This window comes from Pleomorphochaeta sp. (assembly GCF_050031695.1).
In the GTDB taxonomy this organism is placed as follows: domain Bacteria; phylum Spirochaetota; class Spirochaetia; order Sphaerochaetales; family Sphaerochaetaceae; genus Pleomorphochaeta.
Window position 1 is genome coordinate 1 of the sequence record NZ_JBNAIC010000036.1, and the last position, 23840, is coordinate 23840.

The 23840-nt window shown below is 28.1% G+C and carries 23 protein-coding genes and 1 pseudogene; all 24 read left to right on the forward strand.

Annotated elements, in window-relative coordinates; translation table 11 throughout:
* Positions 1-513, forward strand: a pseudogene (locus ACPKM0_RS06815) (MBOAT family O-acyltransferase); the annotation flags it as partial.
* A gap of 2 nt (positions 514-515) precedes the next feature.
* Entirely contained in the window at positions 516-1502 is a 987-nt protein-coding gene (locus ACPKM0_RS06820) for a hypothetical protein (protein ID WP_472474560.1), read from the forward strand.
* A gap of 67 nt (positions 1503-1569) precedes the next feature.
* Positions 1570-1947: an EamA family transporter gene (locus ACPKM0_RS06825; RefSeq protein ID WP_472474561.1), complete on the forward strand. Its 378-nt coding sequence runs from the start codon at positions 1570-1572 to the stop codon at positions 1945-1947.
* A 5-nt stretch (positions 1948-1952) separates the two neighbouring features.
* On the forward strand, positions 1953-2897 hold the full coding sequence (locus tag ACPKM0_RS06830; protein WP_472474599.1) for a glycosyltransferase family 2 protein: 945 nt from the start codon (positions 1953-1955) through the stop codon (positions 2895-2897).
* Complete coding sequence (locus ACPKM0_RS06835; RefSeq protein WP_472474563.1) at positions 2884-3582, forward strand: GNAT family N-acetyltransferase; 699 nt, start codon at positions 2884-2886, stop codon at positions 3580-3582. Before ACPKM0_RS06830 ends, ACPKM0_RS06835 begins: the two co-directional genes overlap by 14 nt.
* Complete coding sequence (gene rffA / locus ACPKM0_RS06840) at positions 3579-4721, forward strand: dTDP-4-amino-4,6-dideoxygalactose transaminase (protein WP_472474565.1); 1143 nt, start codon at positions 3579-3581, stop codon at positions 4719-4721. Before ACPKM0_RS06835 ends, rffA begins: the two co-directional genes overlap by 4 nt.
* Positions 4711-6300 (forward strand): hypothetical protein, encoded by a 1590-nt coding sequence (locus ACPKM0_RS06845; RefSeq protein WP_472474566.1) that lies wholly within the window; start codon positions 4711-4713, stop codon positions 6298-6300. The genes rffA and ACPKM0_RS06845 overlap by 11 nt, the downstream gene beginning before the upstream one ends.
* Positions 6293-7891 carry a hypothetical protein gene (locus ACPKM0_RS06850; RefSeq protein ID WP_472474568.1) on the forward strand — a complete coding sequence of 533 codons (1599 nt, stop codon included), beginning with the start codon at positions 6293-6295 and terminating at the stop codon, positions 7889-7891. The genes ACPKM0_RS06845 and ACPKM0_RS06850 overlap by 8 nt, the downstream gene beginning before the upstream one ends.
* 56 nt (positions 7892-7947) lie before the next feature.
* Complete coding sequence (locus tag ACPKM0_RS06855; RefSeq protein ID WP_472474570.1) at positions 7948-9102, forward strand: UDP-N-acetylglucosamine 4,6-dehydratase; 1155 nt, start codon at positions 7948-7950, stop codon at positions 9100-9102.
* 5 nt (positions 9103-9107) lie between these two features.
* Positions 9108-10250 carry a LegC family aminotransferase gene (locus ACPKM0_RS06860; protein WP_472474572.1) on the forward strand — a complete coding sequence of 381 codons (1143 nt, stop codon included), beginning with the start codon at positions 9108-9110 and terminating at the stop codon, positions 10248-10250.
* Positions 10247-10888 (forward strand): acetyltransferase, encoded by a 642-nt coding sequence (locus ACPKM0_RS06865; protein ID WP_472474574.1) that lies wholly within the window; start codon positions 10247-10249, stop codon positions 10886-10888. Before ACPKM0_RS06860 ends, ACPKM0_RS06865 begins: the two co-directional genes overlap by 4 nt.
* Positions 10878-11930 carry a nucleotidyltransferase family protein gene (locus ACPKM0_RS06870; RefSeq protein ID WP_472474576.1) on the forward strand — a complete coding sequence of 351 codons (1053 nt, stop codon included), beginning with the start codon at positions 10878-10880 and terminating at the stop codon, positions 11928-11930. Before ACPKM0_RS06865 ends, ACPKM0_RS06870 begins: the two co-directional genes overlap by 11 nt.
* 10 nt (positions 11931-11940) lie before the next feature.
* Positions 11941-13143 (forward strand): hypothetical protein, encoded by a 1203-nt coding sequence (locus tag ACPKM0_RS06875; protein WP_472474578.1) that lies wholly within the window; start codon positions 11941-11943, stop codon positions 13141-13143.
* A 3-nt stretch (positions 13144-13146) separates the two neighbouring features.
* Entirely contained in the window at positions 13147-14610 is a 1464-nt protein-coding gene (locus ACPKM0_RS06880) for an oligosaccharide flippase family protein (RefSeq protein WP_472474580.1), read from the forward strand.
* The gene (locus tag ACPKM0_RS06885) at positions 14607-16007 is read left to right on the forward strand and encodes a hypothetical protein (protein ID WP_472474582.1); all 1401 of its coding nucleotides are present in this window, start codon (positions 14607-14609) and stop codon (positions 16005-16007) included. Before ACPKM0_RS06880 ends, ACPKM0_RS06885 begins: the two co-directional genes overlap by 4 nt.
* Positions 15997-16635, forward strand: a complete 639-nt coding sequence (locus ACPKM0_RS06890) for a PIG-L deacetylase family protein (protein ID WP_472474584.1) — start codon at positions 15997-15999, stop codon at positions 16633-16635. The genes ACPKM0_RS06885 and ACPKM0_RS06890 overlap by 11 nt, the downstream gene beginning before the upstream one ends.
* Positions 16620-17084, forward strand: a complete 465-nt coding sequence (locus ACPKM0_RS06895; RefSeq protein WP_472474586.1) for a GNAT family N-acetyltransferase — start codon at positions 16620-16622, stop codon at positions 17082-17084. The genes ACPKM0_RS06890 and ACPKM0_RS06895 overlap by 16 nt, the downstream gene beginning before the upstream one ends.
* Positions 17069-17770 (forward strand): WbqC family protein, encoded by a 702-nt coding sequence (locus tag ACPKM0_RS06900; protein ID WP_472474588.1) that lies wholly within the window; start codon positions 17069-17071, stop codon positions 17768-17770. The genes ACPKM0_RS06895 and ACPKM0_RS06900 overlap by 16 nt, the downstream gene beginning before the upstream one ends.
* Positions 17767-18969 carry a glycosyltransferase gene (locus ACPKM0_RS06905; protein WP_472474590.1) on the forward strand — a complete coding sequence of 401 codons (1203 nt, stop codon included), beginning with the start codon at positions 17767-17769 and terminating at the stop codon, positions 18967-18969. The genes ACPKM0_RS06900 and ACPKM0_RS06905 overlap by 4 nt, the downstream gene beginning before the upstream one ends.
* 8 nt (positions 18970-18977) lie before the next feature.
* Positions 18978-19883, forward strand: coding sequence for a glycosyltransferase family 2 protein (locus ACPKM0_RS06910; protein ID WP_472474592.1), 906 nt, complete (start codon positions 18978-18980; stop codon positions 19881-19883).
* A 3-nt stretch (positions 19884-19886) separates the two neighbouring features.
* Positions 19887-20921, forward strand: a complete 1035-nt coding sequence (locus ACPKM0_RS06915; RefSeq protein WP_472474593.1) for a hypothetical protein — start codon at positions 19887-19889, stop codon at positions 20919-20921.
* The gene (locus ACPKM0_RS06920) at positions 20918-21946 is read left to right on the forward strand and encodes a polysaccharide deacetylase family protein (RefSeq protein ID WP_472474595.1); all 1029 of its coding nucleotides are present in this window, start codon (positions 20918-20920) and stop codon (positions 21944-21946) included. The genes ACPKM0_RS06915 and ACPKM0_RS06920 overlap by 4 nt, the downstream gene beginning before the upstream one ends.
* Positions 21947-21949: 3 nt before the next feature.
* Positions 21950-23104, forward strand: a complete 1155-nt coding sequence (locus ACPKM0_RS06925; RefSeq protein ID WP_472474597.1) for a glycosyltransferase family protein — start codon at positions 21950-21952, stop codon at positions 23102-23104.
* A gap of 98 nt (positions 23105-23202) precedes the next feature.
* A partial coding sequence (locus ACPKM0_RS06930; protein WP_472474600.1) for a UDP-N-acetyl glucosamine 2-epimerase occupies positions 23203-23840 on the forward strand: 638 nt, incomplete at its 3' end.

The window sequence follows — 23840 nt, forward strand, 5'->3', positions numbered from 1 at the left end:
CGTAATACCTTCATTATCTTTTTGGTGAGTGGCTTTTGGCATGGTGCTAACTGGACCTTTATTATGTGGGGCTTTTTTCATGCCGTATTATTTATGCCTGCATTATTGCTCGGTAAAAATCGTAAATATGTCAATACTCCAATAGCCGAAGGAAAAAAACTACCCAGTTTCAATGAATTTTCTTATATTCTTCTTACGTTTGTATTAGTTACTATTGGATGGATCTTTTTTAGAGCTCCAACTATAGCAGATGCGTTTCAGTATATATACTATTTTATTAGTAATATAAAATTTCAGTTGCCTTCGTTATTTGAGATAAAACATTTTTCAGTAAAAATGATTGCTATTGTTGTTTTAATTTATATTGAATGGAAAGGAAGAAGCAAGAGCTATCCTTTGGATGATGGCTTATTTAAAAACCAATTTTATAATAAAATATTATATTACTTTTTAATTTTGTTTATGGTATATATAACAGGAAAAGAAACAGTATTTATTTATTTCCAATTTTAACTATGAAAAAATTTATAACAAATACATTTGTATTTACAATTCCTTTTGTGATATTGTTTTTTATATATTTTATTGCTGATCCTTTTCATTTGTTTAGATATAGAACTCAATTTCCGATTGCACCTACTGTAAATAGAGCATACACAGGAGTTATGTCTTTTAATAAGAACAATCCTGATTCAAATTTTAATTCATTTATTATCGGTAGTTCTCGTTCGTTTATGTTTCATACTTCAGACTGGAAGGAACACCTAACTTCGAAGAGTAAATGTTTCCATTTCGATCAGTCAGGTCAAAATTTATTTGGAATGGTTAAGCAGTTAGAATGGTTGGATGCCAACGTTTCTGATTCAATCTCCAATTTATTGTTAATAATGGATATAGAGTCTTTAAATGATGTATCCGCTAAAAAAGGGATTGTGTATGAAAATCCCCCACAAATAATGAATAATGATAATTTTTTAGCTTTTCATATTAATAATATTAAAGCATTTTATAAACCTAAATTTATTATTCCTTATTTTGATTTGATCATCAATAAAACATGGAAACCATATATGTCAAAAGGTGGTTTTGTAAAAGGTGTTTACACAAATTCTTTCACGAATGATTTTTATTGGCTTGAGAGAGATAGTTTGATTGATGAAGGACATTATTATGTGAACCATCATTTTTATAATAGAAAGAATCATCAAAAAATATCTGATACTATAATTACAACTGAACAAGAGGTTTTGTTATTTAAAATAAAAGAAATAGCTGATAGGAATAAGTCAAATTTAAAAGTAGTTATTGGACCTTTGTATAATCAAATAAAAATGAATCCAATTGACAAACGTAAATTAGATTTTATTTTTGGTAATAAAGTTGTTTATGACTTTTCTGGAATAAATAGTTTTACTGATAATATTCTTAATTTTTATGAAACAAGTCATTATAGAAGTTCTGTTTGTATCGCAATTATGGATAGTATTTATATGGACAAATGAATATAATGTTTTATTTAAGTGGTTTTATGTAAAAAAATAATTATCTTTGTAAAGTAAAATAATAATAATGATTGGATATCTATATATACTAGCGACCATTGCTTTCACTGTTTATGGTCAAATAATTCTAAAATGGCGCATATCTTCAATGGGATGGCAGCCTAAATTTGATGGAAGTTTATTAGCTTTTTGTTGGGATTACGTTAAATTTCTGTTTGACCCTTTTATTTTTTCAGGTTTCTTGTCAGCATTTATTGCATCTGTATTTTGGATGTTTGCAATGACTAAATTTGAAATTACGTATGCATATCCCTTTATGAGTTTATCTCCAGCATTAGTTTTTATCATTGGAATTTTAGTTCTTAATGAACCTTTTACGTGGGGTAAATTAATAGGGTTGTTAGTGATAATTTTAGGTATATTTATAACAGTTAAGGTAAAATGAATATGATGGATGTACATATTTCGGTAATATCCCCAATATACAGAGGAGAAAAAATGCTTGATGAATTAATTGAGCGTTTACATCAAAACTTATCTTCTATTTGTAAAAATTATGAAATAATCTTAGTCAATGATGCGTCACCAGATAATTCATGGTCTAAGATAGAATCAATCTGTCATAACGACTCTAAAGTAAAAGGTATCAATTTAAGTCGTAATTTTGGTCAACATTATGCTATAACTGCGGGTTTAAATTATGCACGAGGTGAATGGGTGGTTGTAATGGATTGTGACCTTCAAGATAGACCAGAAGAAATTGTTCATTTATATACTAAAGCTCAAGAAGGATTTGATTCTGTTTTTGCTCAAAGAGTAGAAAGGCAAGATAATTTTTTAAAGAAGCTTTCATCCAAACTATTTTATTTTGTTTTTTCATATCTTACTGAAACGAAACAGGATGCCACTATTGGTAATTTTGGAATTTATAATCGAAAAGTAATCAATGCTATTTTAAGTATGCATGATCAAGTAAGATATTTTCCTACTATGGTAAAATGGGTAGGATTTAATCAATTTGCTATGCCTATTGAGCATGCCGAAAGAGCTGAAGGAACATCTTCATATAGTTTTAAAGCATTAATAAATTTAGCATTAAATAATATTATTGCTTTTTCAGATAAACCCTTAAGATTGGCTGCAAAATGTGGATTTTATATATCATTAATTTCGTTGATTATAGGTGTCATTTATATTTATCGTTATTTTAATGGTTATATTCATGTATTAGGATATGCTAGTATGATTATATCGATTTGGTTTATTGGAGGAATTATTATGTCTTTGTCTGGTATTTTAGGTATTTATTTAGGTAAAATATTTGATAGGGTTAAAGACCGTCCTACATATATAGTTTCTGAATCACTTAACATTGATAGGCATGAAGACAACTAAATTAGAGTGGGATAGTGATTTTTTTAATTTATCAATATCTAAACTTGAAATGAATTTAAATGATTCATTAGATACTCTTTCTAATGAACTATCACGTTCAAGTGACATTGATTTATATTATATCTTTACGCCAAATGATTATGAAGATATAGAACTAGCTAATTTAACTAAGGTAGATGAAAAAATAGTATTTGGAGCAGATATTTCTCATTTGCCAATTGTAGAATGTCATTCAATTGATGAATATGATAAGAATCTTTGTAAGATAAAAGACTTATATAATTTAGCATACGAAAGTGGGAAGTATTCTCGATTTTTATTAGATGATAATTTTAAAGAAGAACAATTTAAGGCTTTATATCGCACCTGGATAAATAAGTCCGTTTCAGGTGAAATGGCGGATGTTATTTTTTGTTATCAGGATTCAAAAGAGCTACTAGGTATGCTCACTTTGAAAGTTGATAATCAAGTTGCTGAAATTGGACTTGTTGGAGTCTCTGCTAAATTGCAAGGAAAAGGAATAGGAAAGCAGTTGATGTCAAAGGTACGTCAATACGCTGAAAATAAAAATATAAAAGAAATTATAGTTCCTACACAATCTCACAATCACATAGCATGTAAATATTATATGAAATGTGGATTTGTAGAAAAAAGAAGAACAAAAATATATCATTATTGGAAATGAAAACAATACCATTTAATAAACCATATTTAACAGGAAAAGAGGTACATTATATGTATCAAGCTGTTTATGATGGAAAATTGTCAGGAAATGGACAATTTACAAAGAAATGTCAACATTTTTTTGAAGAAAATTATGATTTCAAAAAATGTCTTTTAACAACATCTTGTACAGATGCATTAGAAATGGCGGCTATTTTATGTGATGTAAAGCCTGGTGATGAAGTAATTGTACCTAGTTATACATTTGTATCATCAGCTTTAGCTTTTGTGCGTCAAGGCGCTAAAATTGTATTTGCTGATAGTTACTCAGATAATCCAAATATAGATGCAGAACAGATAGAATCTTTGATTACTCCAAAAACTAAAGTTATAGTTCCAGTTCATTATGCTGGTATAGCATGTGATATGGATAAAATTATGAGTTTAGCTGATAAGTACAATATCATTGTAGTAGAAGATGCGGCACAATCAGTGGATTCTTTTTATAAAGGGAAACCATTAGGATCTATTGGTCATCTTTCTGCTTTTTCTTTTCATGAAACAAAAAATATTATTGCAGGTGAAGGTGGAATGTTAGCTATCAATGATGAACGTTTTATTAAACGTGCTGAAGTAATCTGGGAGAAAGGAACGAATCGTGCTGAATTTTTTAGAGGAGAAGTTAATAAATATGGATGGGTGGACACAGGTAGTTCTTTTTTACCATCTGAGGTGGTAGCTGCTTTTTTATGGGCTCAATTGGAAGAATTAAAAGATATCCAATCTAAGCGCAAACAAATTTGGAATTGGTATTATGAAGGTTTAAAACCTTTAGAAGAAAAAGGATATTTCAAATTAGCCGAAATCCCCGACTATGCAACTAATAATGCGCATATGTTTTATCTTGTTTTTCCAAATATGCAAAGTCGCACAGAAATGATAAAACATTTAAAAGAAAATGATATTCTTTCTGTTTTTCATTATTTAAGTTTACATAGTAGTCAATATTATCTAGATAAACATGATGGTAGGGATTTGCCTAACTGTGATAAATTTGCAGATTGTTTATTAAGATTACCAATGTTTTATGAATTAGATAAAGAAAAAGTTTCGACTATTATTAAAGAAATTTTGAATAAAGAAATAGTTTATGATAAATAAGATTACTGATAATCGTTATTTTAGTGTATCTCTAGTATTATTGGTTGTAGTCTGGATAATTTCGGGAGTGTTTCCTTTTATAAATATAGAGGGAGATGCATCTTATTATATTTCGGGTTGTGAGCGATTATATCAAAATGGATTTCATTTACCTCCTGACTATATTTATCAGTGGGATATGCAGCCACTTGTTGGAGTTATAATATATGGAATAAAATCACTATTTCCTATACTCGATTGTCAATTTATTTATTCTTTTTTATCGGCATTAGCAGGTTTTATTTTAATTTGTGTTTCAGCATTTTGGATATCACAAAAAACTAATAGTAATTGGAAATGGATGTTCTTATTAATACTCTTAATTCCAGAGTCTTATTCTATAATGTATTATCCCAATACAGCTGTATTTGCTTCTTTATGTTTTTGGTTAGCTTTTTTACTCATAGAATATAAATCAGTAAATTGGGGGTCTATTGTTTTATTTGGGATAGCACCATTGTTTAGGGTTGATATATTAGTATTGTATCCTTTTGTGTTATTTAATTTTATGATGATGCGCAATTCTAGAAAAATAGCAATTATACGCACATCTATATATGCTTTTACTACTTTTATTATATGGTTGATAGGCTGCTTTATATTAAAAGCAAATCCTATAAAAACATTTTTATATCTTTCAAATATTTCGAGTGAAAATTTAAATTTGGTCAAATCAATCTCTCAATTTCATTTGGCATTTTACACTCCAGTTTTTGCCTTATTAGTGTTGTTTGGCGTTTATTCTTTAATAAGAAGTAAGGAATGGATATTAACTTTATCACTGTTTATACCTATCATAGCTTTTTATTATATATATGCTCCATTAGCAGGTTGGGGACCAAAACATTTTTTATATTTAATTCCTCTGTTTGGGATTTTGATATTTAAAGGTTTACAATTTGTTAGAAATATGATTTTAATTAAGTATATTCTTATATTTGTTTTTGTTGGACAATCTTTTTTAGGCTTAATTTATTTACCATCAAATAAACCTTGGGTATCTAAACCATATGGGAATTTAAAAGCATATCCTCAAAATTCTTATGTCAATATATATAAATCAGAAAAACATGATTTAAGATTGTCTGTATCTACAGGAACAATAATTAGTACATCAGATGAAATTATGCCTGTTTCGGGTTACGCATTTGGACCTATGATGTGGCATAATGTAAAAAATAGAGTACAAAAAGAACAAAGGATTATAGAAAATTTACTGAATAATAATATGGATACTATGCATATTATATCAACTCAATCTTCATCGTGGCCTTTAGGACAATTATTGCATATAAATAATTATAATTTAGTGAATCCAACTTCTTCTTCTAAGATATACACGAAAGGAACAAAAAAGGTTTTTATTCACGAAGAAGTTGTTCAAAGGAATCCTCAATCGTTTAACGAGTTAGCAAATAAAATTTCATTTAGACCTCTATATTTATTTGTAGAATGGGATTGGCAAAAATATTACATAAACGAACATTTAACTATTTTTAAACCAATAAGTACTCAATTATCAAAGATAACAGATGAATAAAATAAAAGAAATATATAAAAATAATTTTGCATTAATATTTGCTATTAATGTCATTGTTTTTACTTGTTTATATTTGCTTGTGCCCTGTACATATAAACAAAATGATGATGTGTTTATGAGTTGGATTGCATCTGGAGTTGGTATGTCTGACGGACTACCAAATTATCATTTATTGTTTATTAATGTAATTCTTGGTTATTTTATTTCTTTTTTATATACCATATCCTCCAATGTAGAGTGGTATTCTTTGGTGATTGTAATTATTCAATTGCTTTCTTATTCTTGTATACACCAGCATATTGTTAATTCTAAAAAAAGTAGATTATTAAAAGTATTGTTTATTCTTTTGTTATTTGCTTTTGAAGTACGTATTTTTGTTTTGTTGCAATTTACAACAACTGCTGCGATGGCAGCAATGGCAGGTATTATTTTGATATTATCCAATAAACGTTATGAAAATATTATTGGTCTTATACTCTTTATTATAGCTTCTTTATTACGCTTTGAAGCTGCTATGCTTGTAGGGTGTATTTCAGCACCTTTTATCTTATTTTTTTCAAGAAAATTTAATTATAATTTTATTAATTATGTTTTTCTTGGAATAATTATTTGTAGTTCCGTTTTTCTAAAAAGTTTCGATTCTTATATATATCAATCTGATTCAGAGTGGAAAGAATTAAAGGAATATAATTCTATAAGAGGTAGGATAACTGATAATCCTAATTTTATTAATTTTCGAAGTGAAGATATTGATTCTTCAATAAGTATGAATGATATCTCTTTTTTTGAATTTTTGGCACTAAATTCAGATATATTATCAGTAGATGTTTTACGTGAAATTAAAGAATCGATTGATGGAAATACTACTTTTTTTCAAAAAATAACAAATGTAAAAGATCTACTTAATGGTCCAATAATAATGTTTTTTATTTTTGGAACAATATGTTTATTATTGTATCTTGTCGTTTATGAGAAAATTTCTTATTGGAAAATAATTACCTTAGTATTTTATATCTTTGTACTTTTTGTCGTAATATCATTTGAAAGTAGAGTAAAAATGCGTGTCTTTTTGTCGATGATGTTGCCTGTATGGTATTTTAGTAGTAAATTGTTATCGGGTGATTTTACAAAACGATATATCAAGCTATTATTAATGAGTGTGTTTTCTTATTTAATTTTTGGATTATTTGCTTATTCTATAGCAGGTGTGTATCAAAGTATTAAACGCAAATCCGTCATTGAAGCTCAATTGAGTTTGATTAATCGTCAAGATCCCAATTGTGCAATAATGCCTTTAGGTGCCTCCTTGAATGTGGAGTTTTTACCTTTTATGGAAATAACAAATTCAATTGTTCCGAGAATTGCTATTAGTCATTGCTATCTACCTTCACCAATATCAAAAGAAGTTGATAATCACATAGGATTTATAGATAGTAATATATATTTATTTGCAAATAAAAATGTTGCATTGCCACGTGCTCGTTTGTTTCAAAAAGAATTTTTAGAGCATTATAATTTGACTACATCAGTACGTATTATTGATGAATCAGAAAATTTTATTATTTTTAATTTTATAAAAAACGACAAATAATGATTTTAGATATAAATAAATTTATAAAAACATACATTACCAATCGTCCCGTAAGTATGTTTCAATCAGATATTGAAAGATATAGAGATCAATTATCTCAAGAAATACGTTATAAACGTGTTTTAGTAATAGGAGGTGCTGGTACCATTGGTTCTTCATTTATTCGTTCTATTTTACCTTTTGAACCTTCACAACTAACTGTGGTTGATATTAATGAGAATGGATTAACAGAACTTACACGTGATATTAGATCTACAGATGGTATGTTTGTTCCAAGTGATTTTGTCACTTATCCATTGAGTTATGCTGACCCTATTTTTGAAAAAATATTCCGTAGAAATAATGGCTTTGATATTGTAGCTAATTTTTCTGCACATAAGCACGTACGTAGTGAAAAAGACCAATTTTCAGTAGAAGCTTTAATTGAGAACAATGTGATAAAAGCTCGCAAATTATTAGATTTGTTATCTGAAATACCACCGAGGCATTTCTTTTGTGTCTCAACTGATAAAGCTGCCAATCCTGTGAATGTAATGGGAGGTAGTAAGAAAATTATGGAAGATATGATTATGTCGTATTCTGATAGACTGAAAGTCTGTACAGCTCGATTTGCGAATGTTGCTTTTTCGAATGGTTCGTTGATGGCTGGATGGGTAGATCGCTTGATGAGAAATCAACCATTAGTAGCTCCTAATGATGTAAAACGTTATTTTGTTTCTCCTGATGAAAGTGGACAAATATGTATGTTAGCTTGTATATTAGGAAAAAATAGAGAAATCTTTTTCCCAAAATTAGGAGAGGAGAAAATGATGAAATTTTCTACTATATGTGATTCTTTTGTTCATGAACTTGGTTATACTCCAAAATACTGTAACACTGATCAAGAAGCTAAGACTTTTGCAAGTACTTTAGGAAAAGAGACTAATGAATATCCTGTTGTGTATTTTAAATCGGATACTTCAGGAGAAAAAGACTTTGAAGAGTTTTTTGTTCATGGTGAGTCTATTGATAGCGAACGATTTGATTCTTTAGGAGTTATTGATAATGTTTCTATGAAATCTCAAGAAAACTTAGATTTGTTCTTTGCTGAAATTCAAAATTTATTTGCTCAGCCAAATTTTACGAAGGCTCAGGTTATTGAAGTAATGAAACGTTTTATTCCTAATTTTGATCATATAGAAACAGGAAAAAGTTTAGACCAAAAAATGTAAAAAAAATGGATAATAAGAAATTTATAGAATTTATTCATGAAATCTATCATACTAATGATTTTATTCCATTGCAACCACCAACATTTGATGGAAACGAGAAGAAATATTTGAATGAGTGTATTGATAGTACTTTTGTATCTAGTGTAGGTGAATTTGTTAATCGTTTTGAAGATGATATGGCAAAATATACTGGAGCAAAAAAAGCAGTGGTTTGTGTAAGTGGAACTAACGCTTTGCATATGGCACTTAAGTTAGTTGGAGTAAAAGCGGGTGATGAAGTCATTACTCAAGCATTAACATTCATAGCTACTTGTAATGCTATTAGTTATTTAGATGCTAAACCTATCTTTATAGATGTAGATATGGATACTATGGGTTTGTCGCCTGAAGCATTAAAAACATGGTTGTGTTCTAATACAGAAATAAGAAATGGTTGTTGTTATAATCTAAATACAGGAAGACGTATTAAAGCATGTGTACCTATGCATACTTTTGGACATCCGGTGCGTATAGATGAAATTGTTGCTATTTGTCAAGAATATCATATTGAATTAGTTGAAGATGCTGCTGAAAGTATTGGTAGCATCTATAAAGGACGTCATATGGGTACTTTTGGTAAGATAGGTGCTATTAGTTTCAATGGTAATAAAACAATTACTACTGGTGGTGGTGGAATGCTTTTGTTTCAAGACGAAAAATTAGCAGAGTATGCGAAGCATATTACAACACAAGCTAAAGTGCCTCATAAATGGGATTTTGTACACGATGAAATAGGGTATAATTATAGAATGCCCAATGTTAATGCAGCGATAGGTTGTGCACAATTGGAACGTTTAGATAGCAAAATAGAAAACAAACGTGCTACAGCACGATTATATAGAGAATTTTTTAAGAATATAAGTGATATTTCTTTTTTTGAAGAAATAGAAGGTGCACGTTCAAATTATTGGCTTAATGCTGTCATATTGAAAGATAAAGAGCATCAACAAGCTTTTTTAAAAGAAACCAATGATCATGGCGTAATGACTCGACCCATTTGGGAATTAATGAGTAGATTACCCATGTTTAAAGATTGTCAAAGAGATGAACTAAAAAATAGTATCTGGTTAGCAGATAGAGTAGTTAATATAAGTAGTGGAATAAGATGAAACCATTAATTTTAGTAGGAGGAGGAGGGCACTGCAAATCAGTGATAGAAGTGGCTGAAACTGCAGGATATAGAATATTAGGTGTACTTGATACGCCCGATAAACTAGGTACTAAGGTTTTGTCTTACTCTGTAATAGGTTGTGATGATGATATCCCTATGTATGCAGAGAGTGCGCAATTTGTAATAACAGTAGGACAAATTCAAGATACTAAACTTCGAGAGAATATTGCTCAACGTATTGAAGACGCTGGTGGAGAATTGGCGACAATTATTGCGAAATCAGCTGTTGTTTCAAAATATTCTAAAATAGGTAAAGGAAGTGTTATTATGCATAATTGTGTTGTTAATGCAGATGCGCAAATTGGAAAACATGTTATTGTGAATACTTTTGCGAATATAGAACACGATGCGATTGTTGGAGATTTTTGTCATATTTCTACGGGAACGATGATTAATGGAAATTGTGTTATTGGGAATAATGTATTTATCGGAAGTCAATCAGTTGTCTCGAATGGAGTAAAGGTTCTAGATAATTGCTTAATAGGTGCAGGCAGTTTTGTACGCAAAAATACAAGATATCCGGGTGTTTATTCTGGAAATCCAGCTATAATAAAAAAGAAATATCATGGAAAATAAAATACAAAAACGCGCTATAGAAATCAATGATTCTATTCTTAATGCTCTAAGAATTATGGATAATAAGTCTGTGAAGCTTTTGTTAGTTTTTGATAAAGAACAATTTATTAATATTATTACAATTGGTGATTTACAACGTGCTATTATTAATAATCATGATATAAATGATTCTATTGAAAAAATATTAGATAATACAAAGTTATTTGCTTCATCTGAAGATTCAGAACAAGATATTCAAAATCAAATGTTGGCTATTCGAGCAGAATGTATGCCTGTATTAGATAATGATGGACAATTAGTGAAAGTATATTTTTGGGAAGATTTTTTCAGCCAAGATTCTAGTCAATCTCGTCCTAAAATAGATATTCCTGTTGTTTTTATGGCAGGGGGTAAAGGTACACGTTTACAACCTTTAACCAATGTAATTCCTAAGCCATTAATACCAATTGGAGAAAAAACAATTGCTGAGGTTATTTTAGATCAATTTGAATCCATAGGATGTAAGAAATTCTATTTTTCTGTGAATTATAAAGCAGAAATAATAGAATACTATTTTAAAAATTTACCTCATTTCTATGATATTTCTTTCATTAAAGAAGATAAACCTTTGGGTACAATAGGAAGTGTCAAATTAATGCAAGATCAGATAAAATCGCCTTTTTTTGTTTCTAATTGTGATATTATTATTGATCAAGATTATCGTGATGTTTATGATTATCATATTCAAAATAAAAATGATATTACTATTATATCATCACTCAAATCTTATCCTGTTCCTTATGGTGTAATGGAAACAGGAGAAGATGGGTTATTAAAGTCGATCAAAGAAAAACCTAATAATACTTATATGATTAATACAGGTGTTTATATATTAGAACCTTCATTGATAGATTTAATACCAGAAGGAGAAATGTTTCATATTACGCACTTAATGGAAAAAGTACAACAAAGAGGGGGGAGAATTGGTTGTTTCCCTGTAAGTGAACAGTCATGGACTGATATAGGTGATTGGAAAGAGTATTTATCAGTAATTAAGAAATAGAATGAAGAAAGTGTTAGTGATCGGTAATGTAAATTCGGTCTTTATTGACAATTTATATAAAGCAATTGTAGGAAAATCTTCAGATTTAACTTTTTATATTTTGAATAATAAAGATCAGGATAGTGAGCATTCTCAAATCAAACATTTGAATACTAAAAAGATACATATTCCTTTTTTTAGAAAATGTGTTTATTTAATTAGTTTTCCCTTATTAATGGTTTTACATCTTCTTTTTGTGAAAATCTCTATGGGAAGTCTAAATCCTATGACGCACATTCGTTTTATACGTAGAAGATTCAAAGATTTTTGTTTAGCAAAATATTGTGAACAAACTTTACAAATTACGGAGGTACATACTCAAACTATTATTTTAGATGGTATGTGGCTTAATTTCTTTTTTTCTAGTTCTATTAAAAAAGTATATTCTATATGGGGATCTGATTTGTTGCGAGTATCTAATCCCTATGATTATTATCATATACATGGTTTACTAAAAAAATCAGATAATATTACGGTAGCGAATATTCATGTTAAAGAATTTTTATTAGTAAAATATGGAAGAGTATTAAATGATAAAATCATTTTGAATTATTTTATTCTTTCACGTGCTATATTTGATAAAATGGATGCTGTTTCAATTGACGATATTACTAAAATGAAAGATAGCTATCACGTTGATGCATCCCAATCTGTTGTTATAGTAGGCCATAGTGGAGATATTAATGATCAACATATTGAGATATTAAAAGCTTTGGAAACTAAAATGTCAGAGGATGATTTGAATCATTTTGTTTTTATTTTACCACTAGCTTATGGATTGACTACACAATATAAAAAGAAATTGCAAAATTATAAAAAAGAATCAAGTTTAAATATTCATTTACAAACAGAATTTTTAAGTTTTGAAGATTTAGCAATTCTAAAACGTTTAGCTCATCATGTAATAATGACACCAGTCTCAGATGCTAATAGTGCCTTTGTCATTGAGTCAATCTATGCAGGAAGTAATGTGATTGTTGGTTCCTGGTTACCTTATGGCCATCATAGACAAATTGGATTGCCATTTCAAGAAATTGAAAGTTTTGATCAACTATATTATTGTTTGAATCATCAACAAGAGAGAAAATACACACAATCTGAAATTAATTCATCTATAATGAGTGAGTATTTTTCTGAAGAGATTGTAAAAGGTTGGATTAATATATTAGAATAAGTAATGTCAAGAATAAAAGCAGCCTCAAAGGATACTTTAATATATGGTGTAGGAATGTCTTTACAAAAAGTTATTGGTTTTTTGTTATTGCCTTTTTATACGCGTGCTTTATCACCTGCCGAATATGGAGTTTTAAGTACTATTTCAGTTTTGATCTTTTTTGTTTCAACAATATTAGGATTTGGACTTGATGGGGCTACTTCTCGCTATTTTTTTAAGGTAAAGGTTATTGATGAACAAAAAAAGGTGTTATCGACATCTTTGGTATTAAACTTAATTCTGAATATACCTATAATATTATTAGCTTGTTTGTTTGCTCCACAGATTTCTAATGTGTTATTTGGTTCTCAACAATATGAATCAGCTGTATTAATAGCATTATTGTTAATACCAATTCAAGCTATTAATAAGTTACAAAATATTATGTATCGGTATTTTAGAAAGGTCTGGCAGTTTGCATGGATGAGTTCAATTAGGGCTATTGTTTTTCCTTGTTTAGGAATTTTGTTTGTTGTCTATCTTAAGTGGAGTGTGTTTGGAGCACAATTAGCAACCTTTATAACAACTATAATATTAGTAATTTATTCTTATTTTATAATATCTAAACCTTTATTAAAAATAAAATTATATGATAAAAAATATGCTGTTCAATTATTGAAATTCGGCGCACCATTGATTTTTGCTGGAATTGTGAGTTGGGTAAATAGTGTTTCAGACCGTTTCTTTCTATTACATTATTGTGATTTATCTAATGTAGGGTTATATTCTATAGCCTCATCATTTTCTCAGCCAATTCAATTATTTAATACAGCATTAAGTATGGGAGTAGGTATATTAATTTTGTCGTCTTTCGAAAAAGAAAAGGATCCAAATAAACCCGAAACTAAAAAATTTCAAACAGAAGTATGGCATATTTATTTATATATAGGTGTTGTAGTATCTGTAGTACTTTCACTATTTAGTATAGAATTAGCTCAATTAGCTACTACTCCTCAATATGTACCAGCTATGGTAGCATTACCTTGGTTATTATTAAGTCATATTCTGGTTTATTCTACCCAATTAACAGGTAATGGAATGACATTAATGATGAATAGTAAGCCTTATCCAATAATGTTAACTAGTGCAGCTTTGTTAAATGTGGGGTTGAATTTTTATTTTATTCCAAAATGGGGATTTTTAGGTGCAGCTATTACAACGGTTATTTCAAATTTATTTTATTTCCTTTTTGCGTATCTATGGTCCCAAAGAGTTTATCATATTGAACGGAGTTTATTGAAACCTTTATTTTTGTTATTATTTTTGTTTGCATTGTCAATAAGTATTGTTTATTTTCAAATTAATGAAATCTATCAACTATCTTATGTTTATAAATCCATAATAATATCACTGGTTATTATATTACCTTTGTTTTCACGAAAAAATAGAGTTTTGTTTGCTAACTTTATAAATAAATTTGTAAAATGAAAATCGTTATATTATTTGCTCTAATTTCTTTATTTTTATATTTAGGTAATAAGAAACCAGTTTGGGGATTTTGGATAGCTTTAAGTTTATTTTTCAATCCTGCAGGTCTGATTTCTTACTATATGCCAAATCCAATAATAGGACCATTATTATTGTCAGATTTGATGTTTTTTTGTATGATATTTTGTTTTTATAAATCAAAAACAAATGGAAAATTATGGAAAAGTTATGATAAACAATATAAAACTTTTTTTTATTATTTATGTTTTTTATTAATTTATTATTATGTTGTAGTTTTGTGGTTAGTACCTTTATATTTTGAACGTTTTGATATACATAATTTTATTAAAGGTCGCAAGTTTATTTGGGGAATTTTAATTGGATTAATGGTATATAAAGAGATTTTATGGTATGGTTTTCAAACCTTGTTTAAAGTGGTAATTTGGACAACTATTATTGGAATTTCTCTCTTTTTCATATCAATGCTTGGATATAGTATAGTTCCTATTATAGAAGTGCAAAGATATGCAGGAGAATCTCTTTTAAGATATGGTATGTTAAGTTATGGGATTATGACAATGATTTTATATTTGGTTTGGACTATTATCTTAATGAATAGTGATTTTATTAAAAAAAGTAAGAATTCAATTTATTATTATATTGCATTTGCTTTATATATATTAGTTGGTTTATTAACATTAACAAGAAGGACATATTTGAATTTCTTTTTATTACCTGTTTTATTGTATTTTTTATATAGTTATATAGTAAAAAAAACCATTTCACTATATAAAATAATTGTTCCATTCTTTTTTATTGTTATTATTTTAGGCGTTTTTTCACCTGCTTTCTTTATTACAGCAGAACGTATTGTTAAAGATACGTTTTTACTAGTTTTTACAGGTAAAGATACACGTGGAGAAGGTAATTATAGATTAGAAGGTGAGGGTGATTTACTCTTGACCAAAAAATTTATTCGTGAATCACCTATTTTGGGTCAAGGTTACTATTATTTCAATTATGGTTTGAAGTATGATAATACTGTATCTGTGAAAGATATGAATTTTATGAATGCTCAAGATGCGGCTTTTGAAGTTCCTATTTATAGTGTGTTTTTTCAAAGAGGTTGGTTAGGTTTTTTATTATATATACCAGTATATATATTTATAATTTTAATACTACAAAAAATAATTATTATTTTAAGAAAAAACATAAGATATTTAGCTAGAGATATACCATTATGTGTTGTATTTGCAATTTCAATGGTTTTATTTTTTGTACAAGTTTTTTCAATAAATGCCTATAATTTATTTGGAACATTTACAGAACCAATGTTTATGATATATTGTGCTTTGTTATTTGCAACTCACAGAATTATTAAAGATTATGTTAGATAAAAAAAGAAGAATATTAGTTTTAGCTCCACATACAGATGATGGAGAATTAGGTTGTGGAGCTACCATAGCGAAATTAGTGAAAGAAGGTGCTGATGTATATTATGTTGCCTTTTCAATAGCTGAGGATTCTGTTCCAGATGGGTTACCTAAAGATATTTTAGCAATAGAAGTTAGAAATGCTACAGAGAAATTAGGAATACCATCGGAGAATTTAATCATAAAAAGATATCCAGTACGTCGTTTTGATGAGCATAGGCAAGATATCTTAGAAGAGTTAGTTCAATTAAATCGTAATTTATCCCCTGATTTAGTTTTTATTCCTAATTTGAAGGACTTGCATCAAGATCATTTTACTATAGCAAATGAAGCTTTAAGAGCTTTTAAAAGGACATCGATTTTGTCTTATGAATTACCATGGAATAATTTAACTTTTACAACAAATTGTTTTCAAATTGTAGACTATGAAGATTTGCTTGTTAAAATCGAAGCTTTAAAGTGCTATCAATCTCAAAATCATAGAAATTATTTGACAAGTGATTTTATATTGGGTCTAGCTACAACGCGAGGAGTTCAAATTGGAGCTAAGTATGCAGAATTATTTGAGGTAGTAAGATGGATTATGAAATAATGAGAAATTTTGATATACAGATAGTTTCTTTTGATTTTTTGAAAAGAAATATAGCTTCTTTTTTATCTATTAATAATGAAAATAAAGAAGAATACTGGAATGAGGATAATTTTTTATTCCTTTTACCAAAAAAGTTTGAATGGAGTGTATGTGCAATAATAAATGATCAAGTAGTTGGGTTTATTATTTCTTCAAAAAAAGATGATAGTATTTGCCATATTCATAAGGTTGCAGTTGCTAGTAAGTTTAGAGGGAGAGGAATAGCTACTTGTTTGATACAGTATATTATTGATTTAGCACATAGAGAGGTTAAAAATTTATCTTTATTTGTTGAAGATGAGAATGTTATTGCAAAGAAAATGTATTATAAATTGGGTTTTGAAAATCAAAATACCAAATTAGATTCGGTTACAAATAAAAAATTATTATTATTATGCAAAAAAATATAGTTTCTATTCATCAACCAAATTTTTTCCCATGGACTGGATATTTTAATAAGATTGTAAATTCTGATAATTTTATTTTATTTGATGATGTTCAATTTGAAAGAGGCAAAACATATACTTCGCGTACAAAAGTATTATGTCAGGGTAAAGAAAAGTGGTTGACTGTCCCTGTTATTGGAAAGGGTGAAATGTTACCTATTAATCAAGTGACTTTTGATAATTCACAAGAATGGAAAACAAAGCATTTATCAACAATTATGAATTATTATCGAAAATCTCCTTGTTATAAAAAAGTGTTTTCAATGATAGAAGAAATATATTCACATACATTTAATACTATTGGTGATTTCAATATTTTTACAATTAAATATATTTTAAATTATCTTGAATCAGAAACACTTTGTTTTGTCGCTTCAGAGTTGACTCCACATAGTAAGTTATCAGGATTAGACAGAATCGTAGAATTATTGGAATCAGTAAAAGCAACAGATTATTTATCTGGAAGTGGTGCGGGTTCCAAACGTTATATGGAGGAAGCACGATTAAATGAAAAATCAATTCATTTGATGTGGCAAGAATACGAAGCAAAATCGTATTTTCAAAAAAATGTAGAACATTTTATTCCAAATTTATCAATAATAGATTTATTATTTTCTAAAGGTAAAGACTCAATAAAACTTTTATTATGAAAGCAATTATTTTATTTTCGTTATATGGTGATTATAGAGGTGGGGCTGAAAAAAGATATTTAAGTCTCTTTAATTATCTTCAAGAACATCAGTCTGATTATGTCTTGATTTTAAACAAGACTCTATATCAATCTTGTATAAATGATAATATACTTTCTTCTTCTAAAAATGTTCTTTGTATTAATTCATTGTTAGAAAAATCAATTGATTTATCATATAAAAAACAAAAGACTAAAATCATTGATCATGAGAGCACAAAAAAGAAAGGAAATAAAATCATTAATGTATTAAAAAGGCTTAAATATTACTTGAAAGTTTGGGTAGATGTTTTATATGTTTCGGTTCAAATTCATAAGTTAATTACTCGTAATCATATTACTCACTTTTACACTATTTTTCAATCTGGTATGTATCTGACGCCTTATTTTAAATTATTTAGAAAAAAATATATCTACAGTGAAAATGATTGTTCATTATCTTTTATTGATAATAATGAGTTGTCAAGATGGAAATCAGAATATAAATCTTTAAAAAATGCGTTATATATCGACTGTTTATCACCACAAATTAAAAAAGATTTGTTAAATCTACCCTTTATAAATGATGTAAATAAATTATTGGTAACGCCTAATAGTTTTATAAATTATAATAATTTTTCGCCAGTATCTGAAAAAGAGAATATTATTACTTTTTGTAGTCGAATTGAGAAATTGAAAAATCCCGAACTTTTAATTGATTCTATTGCACTAATTAAATCACAGTTGCGTGATTATAAAATTTATATAATTGGAGATGGTAACATGTTTGGTCATATTCAAGAATGTATAAAGAAAAAATCATTGTCTAATATTGTTTATTTGACAGGTGGACTTGCAACACCATATAAATATATATCAAAATCAAAAATATTCATATCACTTCAACAAAATAATAATTATCCATCTCAATCATTATTGGAAGCTATGGCATGTGAAAATGCAATTATAGCTTCTGATGTCGGAGAAACTAGAATGTTAGTGACTGAAGATGAAGGAATTTTGGTGAATTTAGATAAACAATCTGTTGCAGATGCAATATTAACATTAATAAATCAACCTTCATTGTGTTTGAAATTAGGTAAAAGGGCAAGATGTAAAGCTGTGGTAGAACATTCAATTGAGAAATTTGCTGAGTATTTTAATGAGATTATGTCTAAATAAGTTTTTTGATGAAAAATAAAATTGCACTTTTATTAGTTTTATATAACGATGTTGAACATCTAAAATCATTATTGAGATCGGTAAAGAAACAATTGTCAGTGGATATTTCAATATTTGCAATAGATTGTCATCCTAATCAAAAATCGATTAAATATTTAAAAGATCATTATACCGATTTGTACACTTATGATTATCATGGTAATCTAGGGTATGCAGCAGGAAATAATTATCTTATTAAGAAGGCTTATGAAAATGGTTATGATGTGGCTGTTATTTCAAATACTGATGTAATATTAGATTCTGAATGTTTTAACAATCTAAAAAAATCTTTATTAAAACCATATTCATTAGTGAGTCCATTGTTGTATTTTGGGAACCCTAAAAATCCAAAAGGTTTGCATTCATATGGAGAACAATTAAATACAAAATCACTGAAAGTAGAAGTTGTAAACGATAAAGATACAGATATTTCAATTTTACCTGATTTTAAGGAAACTAATATTGTTACAGGTTGTTTGTTCATGTTTAATATACAATCTTTTATAACAATTGGTCTGTTTAATGAAGATGGATTTATGTATGGTGAAGAGGTTGATTTAGCTTTAAAATATAAAGAACATGGACTTAGGATGTTATGTGTGAAGCATGCTCAGGCATGGCATAATCATCGTGAAAAAGACAATCGTGTTTTATTTGATACTTCCTATTATTATATAAAACGTAATTTTATTCTTTTATGTGTAAGAGTTAAGAACTTAAGTGCATTAAGAAGTTTTTTATTTTTAGAACTTATAAAAATACCTAAAATATTTATTCTAGCGATAAAAAAGAAAGATTTAAAAGGAGTAAGATATTATTATAAAGGTATTTTAGATGGTTTAAGAGGAGTGAAGGGTAGAAATATTAATTTATAAATTATGGAAATAAAAAAGTATTTAAAATTCGAAGATTTACCTCAGAGTATTATAGATATTGAAGCTTCATTACCAATATTTATAACTTCAGATTATGCTCGAATGATGAGTAAAACAAAAAAATATGAAGTTTCGTGGTACGTTGGGTATGAAAATAATATTCCTTTATTTATTATTCCTTTTGGAATAAAGAAAATACTATTCTTTACTAAAGGAATATGTCTATTTTCTTCATTTTGTTTAGATATGAATAAATATACACATGAAGTAGAACAAGAATTTATTGATGCTATGGTATTGTATATAGAAAAATCAAAGTGTTGTGATTGGATTCAACAATCTCCAAATCATGCTTTATTTTCTGTTATACCAAGTGGAAGTAAAAGTTGTCCTTTTGGAACTTTTCGTGTGAATATTTTAGGCACAGATGAAGATATATTACAGCAAATAAGAAGAGATGAACGTAGATCTATTAGAAAGGCTGAAAAAGAAGGAGGTATTATTCATTTTGGTGAAGATTATTTAGATGATGCTTTTAAAGTAATCATATCTACATTATCAAAAGCACAATTATCAACTTTTTCAAAATCTCGTGTTTTAGAAGAAAAAAAAATATTAAAAGATAAATTTATTGTTGGTGTTTGTTACCATAATGATATTCCTCAATCAGCTGTTATTGCATATCGTACAAAACATTCTGTTTATGCGATATATGCAGGAAGTATATATAAACAGTTAAGAGGAGCAACAAATTGGTTATATTATGATATTTATAAACAAGGTAGTGCTTGTGGAGCGCAATATTTTGATTTTGTAGGAGCACGTATGCATATAAATAAGGATTCTAAATTATATAGAATTCAGCAGTTCAAGAGGCACATGGGTGGAGAGCTTATTGAAGGTTTTTTATGGAAGAAAGTAATAAATAAACCTAAATATTTTTTATATTCAATTTTATTGGGAACGAGATATTTATTGAAAGGTAAAAAGATGAAAGGTGATATTATTGATCAAGAAATAAAACGCTTAAAATTATGAAGCATTCTTATTTAACCATCGATTATGAATTATTTTTAGGCTTAGAGACAGGAAGTGTCATGGATTGTATGATAAATCCAACGAACAAATTAATGTCTATATTGAGCCATAATGATTCTAAAATGACAGTATTTTGGGATGTTCTTCATTATATGAAATTATTGGAATATGTCTCTATCTATCCTAATTTGCAGAATGATATTGATCATATTCAACATCAAATATTAGATTTAATAGCAAATGGACATGATGTACAATTGCATTTGCATCCACATTGGATTGATGCAATATATAATGGTCAAAAATGGAAATTTTTATATGATCATTTTTCGTTACAGACTTTATCTGATGATGATGATGTAAAAAATATTTATGGATTGAGAGGATGTATTTATCAATCAATGAATATAATGAAAAAACTGATTCATACTAAATATCCAAATTATAGAATAAATAAATTTAGAGCTGGAGGTTATAAAGTTGAACCTTTTAGTAGAATCGCTAGTATCTTTAAGGAGTATGGTATTTATGTAGACAGTAGTGTTTGTCCAGGAATGTATAACTTACATCCCATATCAAGTTATGATTTTAGAAATTACCCAATAAATAATAAGTATACATTTGATAGCTCACCTAAGATAGAAGGAGAAGGAAGTTTTATTGAATTTCCTATTAAAACAATTAAATTGTCTGGTGTAAGAAACCTATATTATAAGATGCTTAGAAAATTGAAATACCCTAATTTGGAACAGAATAGATGTGGAAAAGGGGTTGCTTCTACAAGCAGAGTATTAAATAAACAATCTATTTTTAGAAAGGTGTATAACAATCTTTTGACAAGAAAACTTGAGATGTTTACAACGGATAGTATGTTTCCTGAAAAGTTTAAATATATTATAAATCAAGTAGATGATTATTCAGTAATGATATTACATCCTAAATTAATGAATTCAGTTAATGTAAGTGTTGTTGAAGCAATGTTAAAAAAGAATCTACTTAAGTTACACTCACTTCCTAATTCATAATTTATGAAATTAATATATATAAATCCAGGAAATAGTTCTGTGATGGAAGCTCAAGTGCTTGAGTTATTGAATTATTATTTATTAAGTGGTAGTTTTGAATCTCTTTTTTTGCTTCAAGGTTATAAAAGAGAGTCGGAAAAAATAGCACTATGTGAAAAATTAGAACATTATCCACAAATAAAAATTAAATGGTTTAAATCATATCCTAATTATTCATTTTTTAATCTTATAGCATATAGAAGCCTAAAAAAGATATTACTAGATGTGGGTATTGGTAATAAAACAGTTATTCATACTAGAGGTGAAATTTATGGATCATTTGCAAAACGTTTTTTGAGAAAAGCAAAATTACCAATAAATTTATTGGTAGATATACGTGGAGTGAGTATAGATGAAATTTCGATATATAGGGAATCTAATAAACTTTTGAAGCAAAATAAAGTTTATAATTTGTTGAATCATTATAAGAATCTAAAAAAAAGTAATGATACAATGATTACTGTAGTTTCAAAGCATGCAAAAGATTATTTTGTTACTAAATATCATTTTGATGAATCAAAAATATGTGTACATCCAAATATTGTAGGTAAACAGTTTGAATTTTCGTTGATAAAACGTCTTGAAATACGCAAGAAATTAGGAGTTTCAAAAAATCAACTGATAGCATTGTGCTCTTCTAATGGAGCCGCTGCATGGCAAAAGGATGAGATGATTATGAGAAAGTTAGTAAACCAAGGTATCTTTGTGTTGAATTTATCACCTAAAAGAGTTGATATTGAGGGAGTACATACAATGAAAGTTCCTTTCCAAGAAATGCCTGCTTATCTATCTGCTGCTGACATATCTGTTTTATGGAGAGAGGATAATCCTGTAAATAATACGGCATCACCTAGTAAAATGAGTGAATTTGCCGCTATGGGATTATATGTGATACATAACAACACTGTAGGTATAGCTTCTGATTATATCAATAAGAGCAAAGCAGGTATTTTAATTACTGATGTTAACCAACTAGATACAATTGATTTTTCTGATATATCTTTGGAAAAACGTGAGAACTGGTGTCAACAAGGTTTAGAATTGTTTGGTATTGAGAAATTAGCTTCTAGTTATATTAAAAAGTACAAAGATATTGTTAGTATAATAACTGATATTTAACTAATTTTTATTATCTTTGTTTTTTAAAGAATGAAACAATGAAAAAGATTATATTAGTAGCTGGGGCTCGTCCCAACTTTATGAAAATAGCTCCTTTAATGCATGCATTAACAGGACACCCCACATTAAAATCTGTATTAGTACATACGGGACAGCATTATGATGTAAAGATGTCAGGTCAGTTTTTTGAAGAACTAAATATTCCCAAACCTCATGTTAACTTAGAAGTAGGTTCGGCTTCACAATCAGTTCAAACTGCTCGTATAATGGAGCGTTTTGAAAAAGTATGTTTAGATGAAAAGCCTGATTATATTTTAGTAGTTGGTGATGTTACAAGCACTGCAGCATGTACATTAGTAGCCGTTAAATTAGGAATCAAAACGATTCATTATGAAGCAGGATTACGTAGTAATGATAGAACCATGCCAGAAGAAATTAATCGACTCGTTACAGATGCTATTAGTGATGTCTTTTTAACAACAAGTGTTGATGCTGATGAAAATTTAAAAAATGAAGGAGTTTCTTCCGAGAAAATTCATATGGTAGGTAATTTAATGATTGATTCTTTAGTAGGTAATTTAGAAAAAGCAAAACAATCAAAGATGCATTTTAAGTTATTGAATAGAGACTCTGATATTGAATTTGGTAAAGAGTTTTCAAAAGGAAATTATGGAGCTATGACTTTTCATAGACCAGGAAATGTAGATGATAAAGAATCATTAGCACAATTAGTTTC

Excerpts from the sequence above, each read along its gene's own strand:
- ACPKM0_RS06860 (WP_472474572.1), top strand. The coding sequence starts at position 9,108 with ATGGATAATAAGAAATTTATAGAATTTATTCATGAAATCTATCATACT.
- ACPKM0_RS06915 (WP_472474593.1), top strand. The coding sequence starts at position 19,887 with ATGGAAATAAAAAAGTATTTAAAATTCGAAGATTTACCTCAGAGTATT.
- rffA (WP_472474565.1), top strand. The coding sequence starts at position 3,579 with ATGAAAACAATACCATTTAATAAACCATATTTAACAGGAAAAGAGGTA.
- ACPKM0_RS06905 (WP_472474590.1), top strand. The coding sequence starts at position 17,767 with ATGAAAGCAATTATTTTATTTTCGTTATATGGTGATTATAGAGGTGGG.
- ACPKM0_RS06820 (WP_472474560.1), top strand. The coding sequence starts at position 516 with ATGAAAAAATTTATAACAAATACATTTGTATTTACAATTCCTTTTGTG.
- ACPKM0_RS06825 (WP_472474561.1), top strand. The coding sequence starts at position 1,570 with ATGATTGGATATCTATATATACTAGCGACCATTGCTTTCACTGTTTAT.
- ACPKM0_RS06865 (WP_472474574.1), top strand. The coding sequence starts at position 10,247 with ATGAAACCATTAATTTTAGTAGGAGGAGGAGGGCACTGCAAATCAGTG.
- ACPKM0_RS06900 (WP_472474588.1), top strand. The coding sequence starts at position 17,069 with ATGCAAAAAAATATAGTTTCTATTCATCAACCAAATTTTTTCCCATGG.
- ACPKM0_RS06910 (WP_472474592.1), top strand. The coding sequence starts at position 18,978 with ATGAAAAATAAAATTGCACTTTTATTAGTTTTATATAACGATGTTGAA.
- ACPKM0_RS06925 (WP_472474597.1), top strand. The coding sequence starts at position 21,950 with ATGAAATTAATATATATAAATCCAGGAAATAGTTCTGTGATGGAAGCT.
- ACPKM0_RS06855 (WP_472474570.1), top strand. The coding sequence starts at position 7,948 with ATGTTTCAATCAGATATTGAAAGATATAGAGATCAATTATCTCAAGAA.
- ACPKM0_RS06890 (WP_472474584.1), top strand. The coding sequence starts at position 15,997 with ATGTTAGATAAAAAAAGAAGAATATTAGTTTTAGCTCCACATACAGAT.
- ACPKM0_RS06850 (WP_472474568.1), top strand. The coding sequence starts at position 6,293 with ATGAATAAAATAAAAGAAATATATAAAAATAATTTTGCATTAATATTT.
- ACPKM0_RS06835 (WP_472474563.1), top strand. The coding sequence starts at position 2,884 with ATGAAGACAACTAAATTAGAGTGGGATAGTGATTTTTTTAATTTATCA.
- ACPKM0_RS06880 (WP_472474580.1), top strand. The coding sequence starts at position 13,147 with ATGTCAAGAATAAAAGCAGCCTCAAAGGATACTTTAATATATGGTGTA.
- ACPKM0_RS06885 (WP_472474582.1), top strand. The coding sequence starts at position 14,607 with ATGAAAATCGTTATATTATTTGCTCTAATTTCTTTATTTTTATATTTA.
- ACPKM0_RS06845 (WP_472474566.1), top strand. The coding sequence starts at position 4,711 with ATGATAAATAAGATTACTGATAATCGTTATTTTAGTGTATCTCTAGTA.
- ACPKM0_RS06870 (WP_472474576.1), top strand. The coding sequence starts at position 10,878 with ATGGAAAATAAAATACAAAAACGCGCTATAGAAATCAATGATTCTATT.
- ACPKM0_RS06895 (WP_472474586.1), top strand. The coding sequence starts at position 16,620 with ATGGATTATGAAATAATGAGAAATTTTGATATACAGATAGTTTCTTTT.
- ACPKM0_RS06920 (WP_472474595.1), top strand. The coding sequence starts at position 20,918 with ATGAAGCATTCTTATTTAACCATCGATTATGAATTATTTTTAGGCTTA.
- ACPKM0_RS06830 (WP_472474599.1), top strand. The coding sequence starts at position 1,953 with ATGGATGTACATATTTCGGTAATATCCCCAATATACAGAGGAGAAAAA.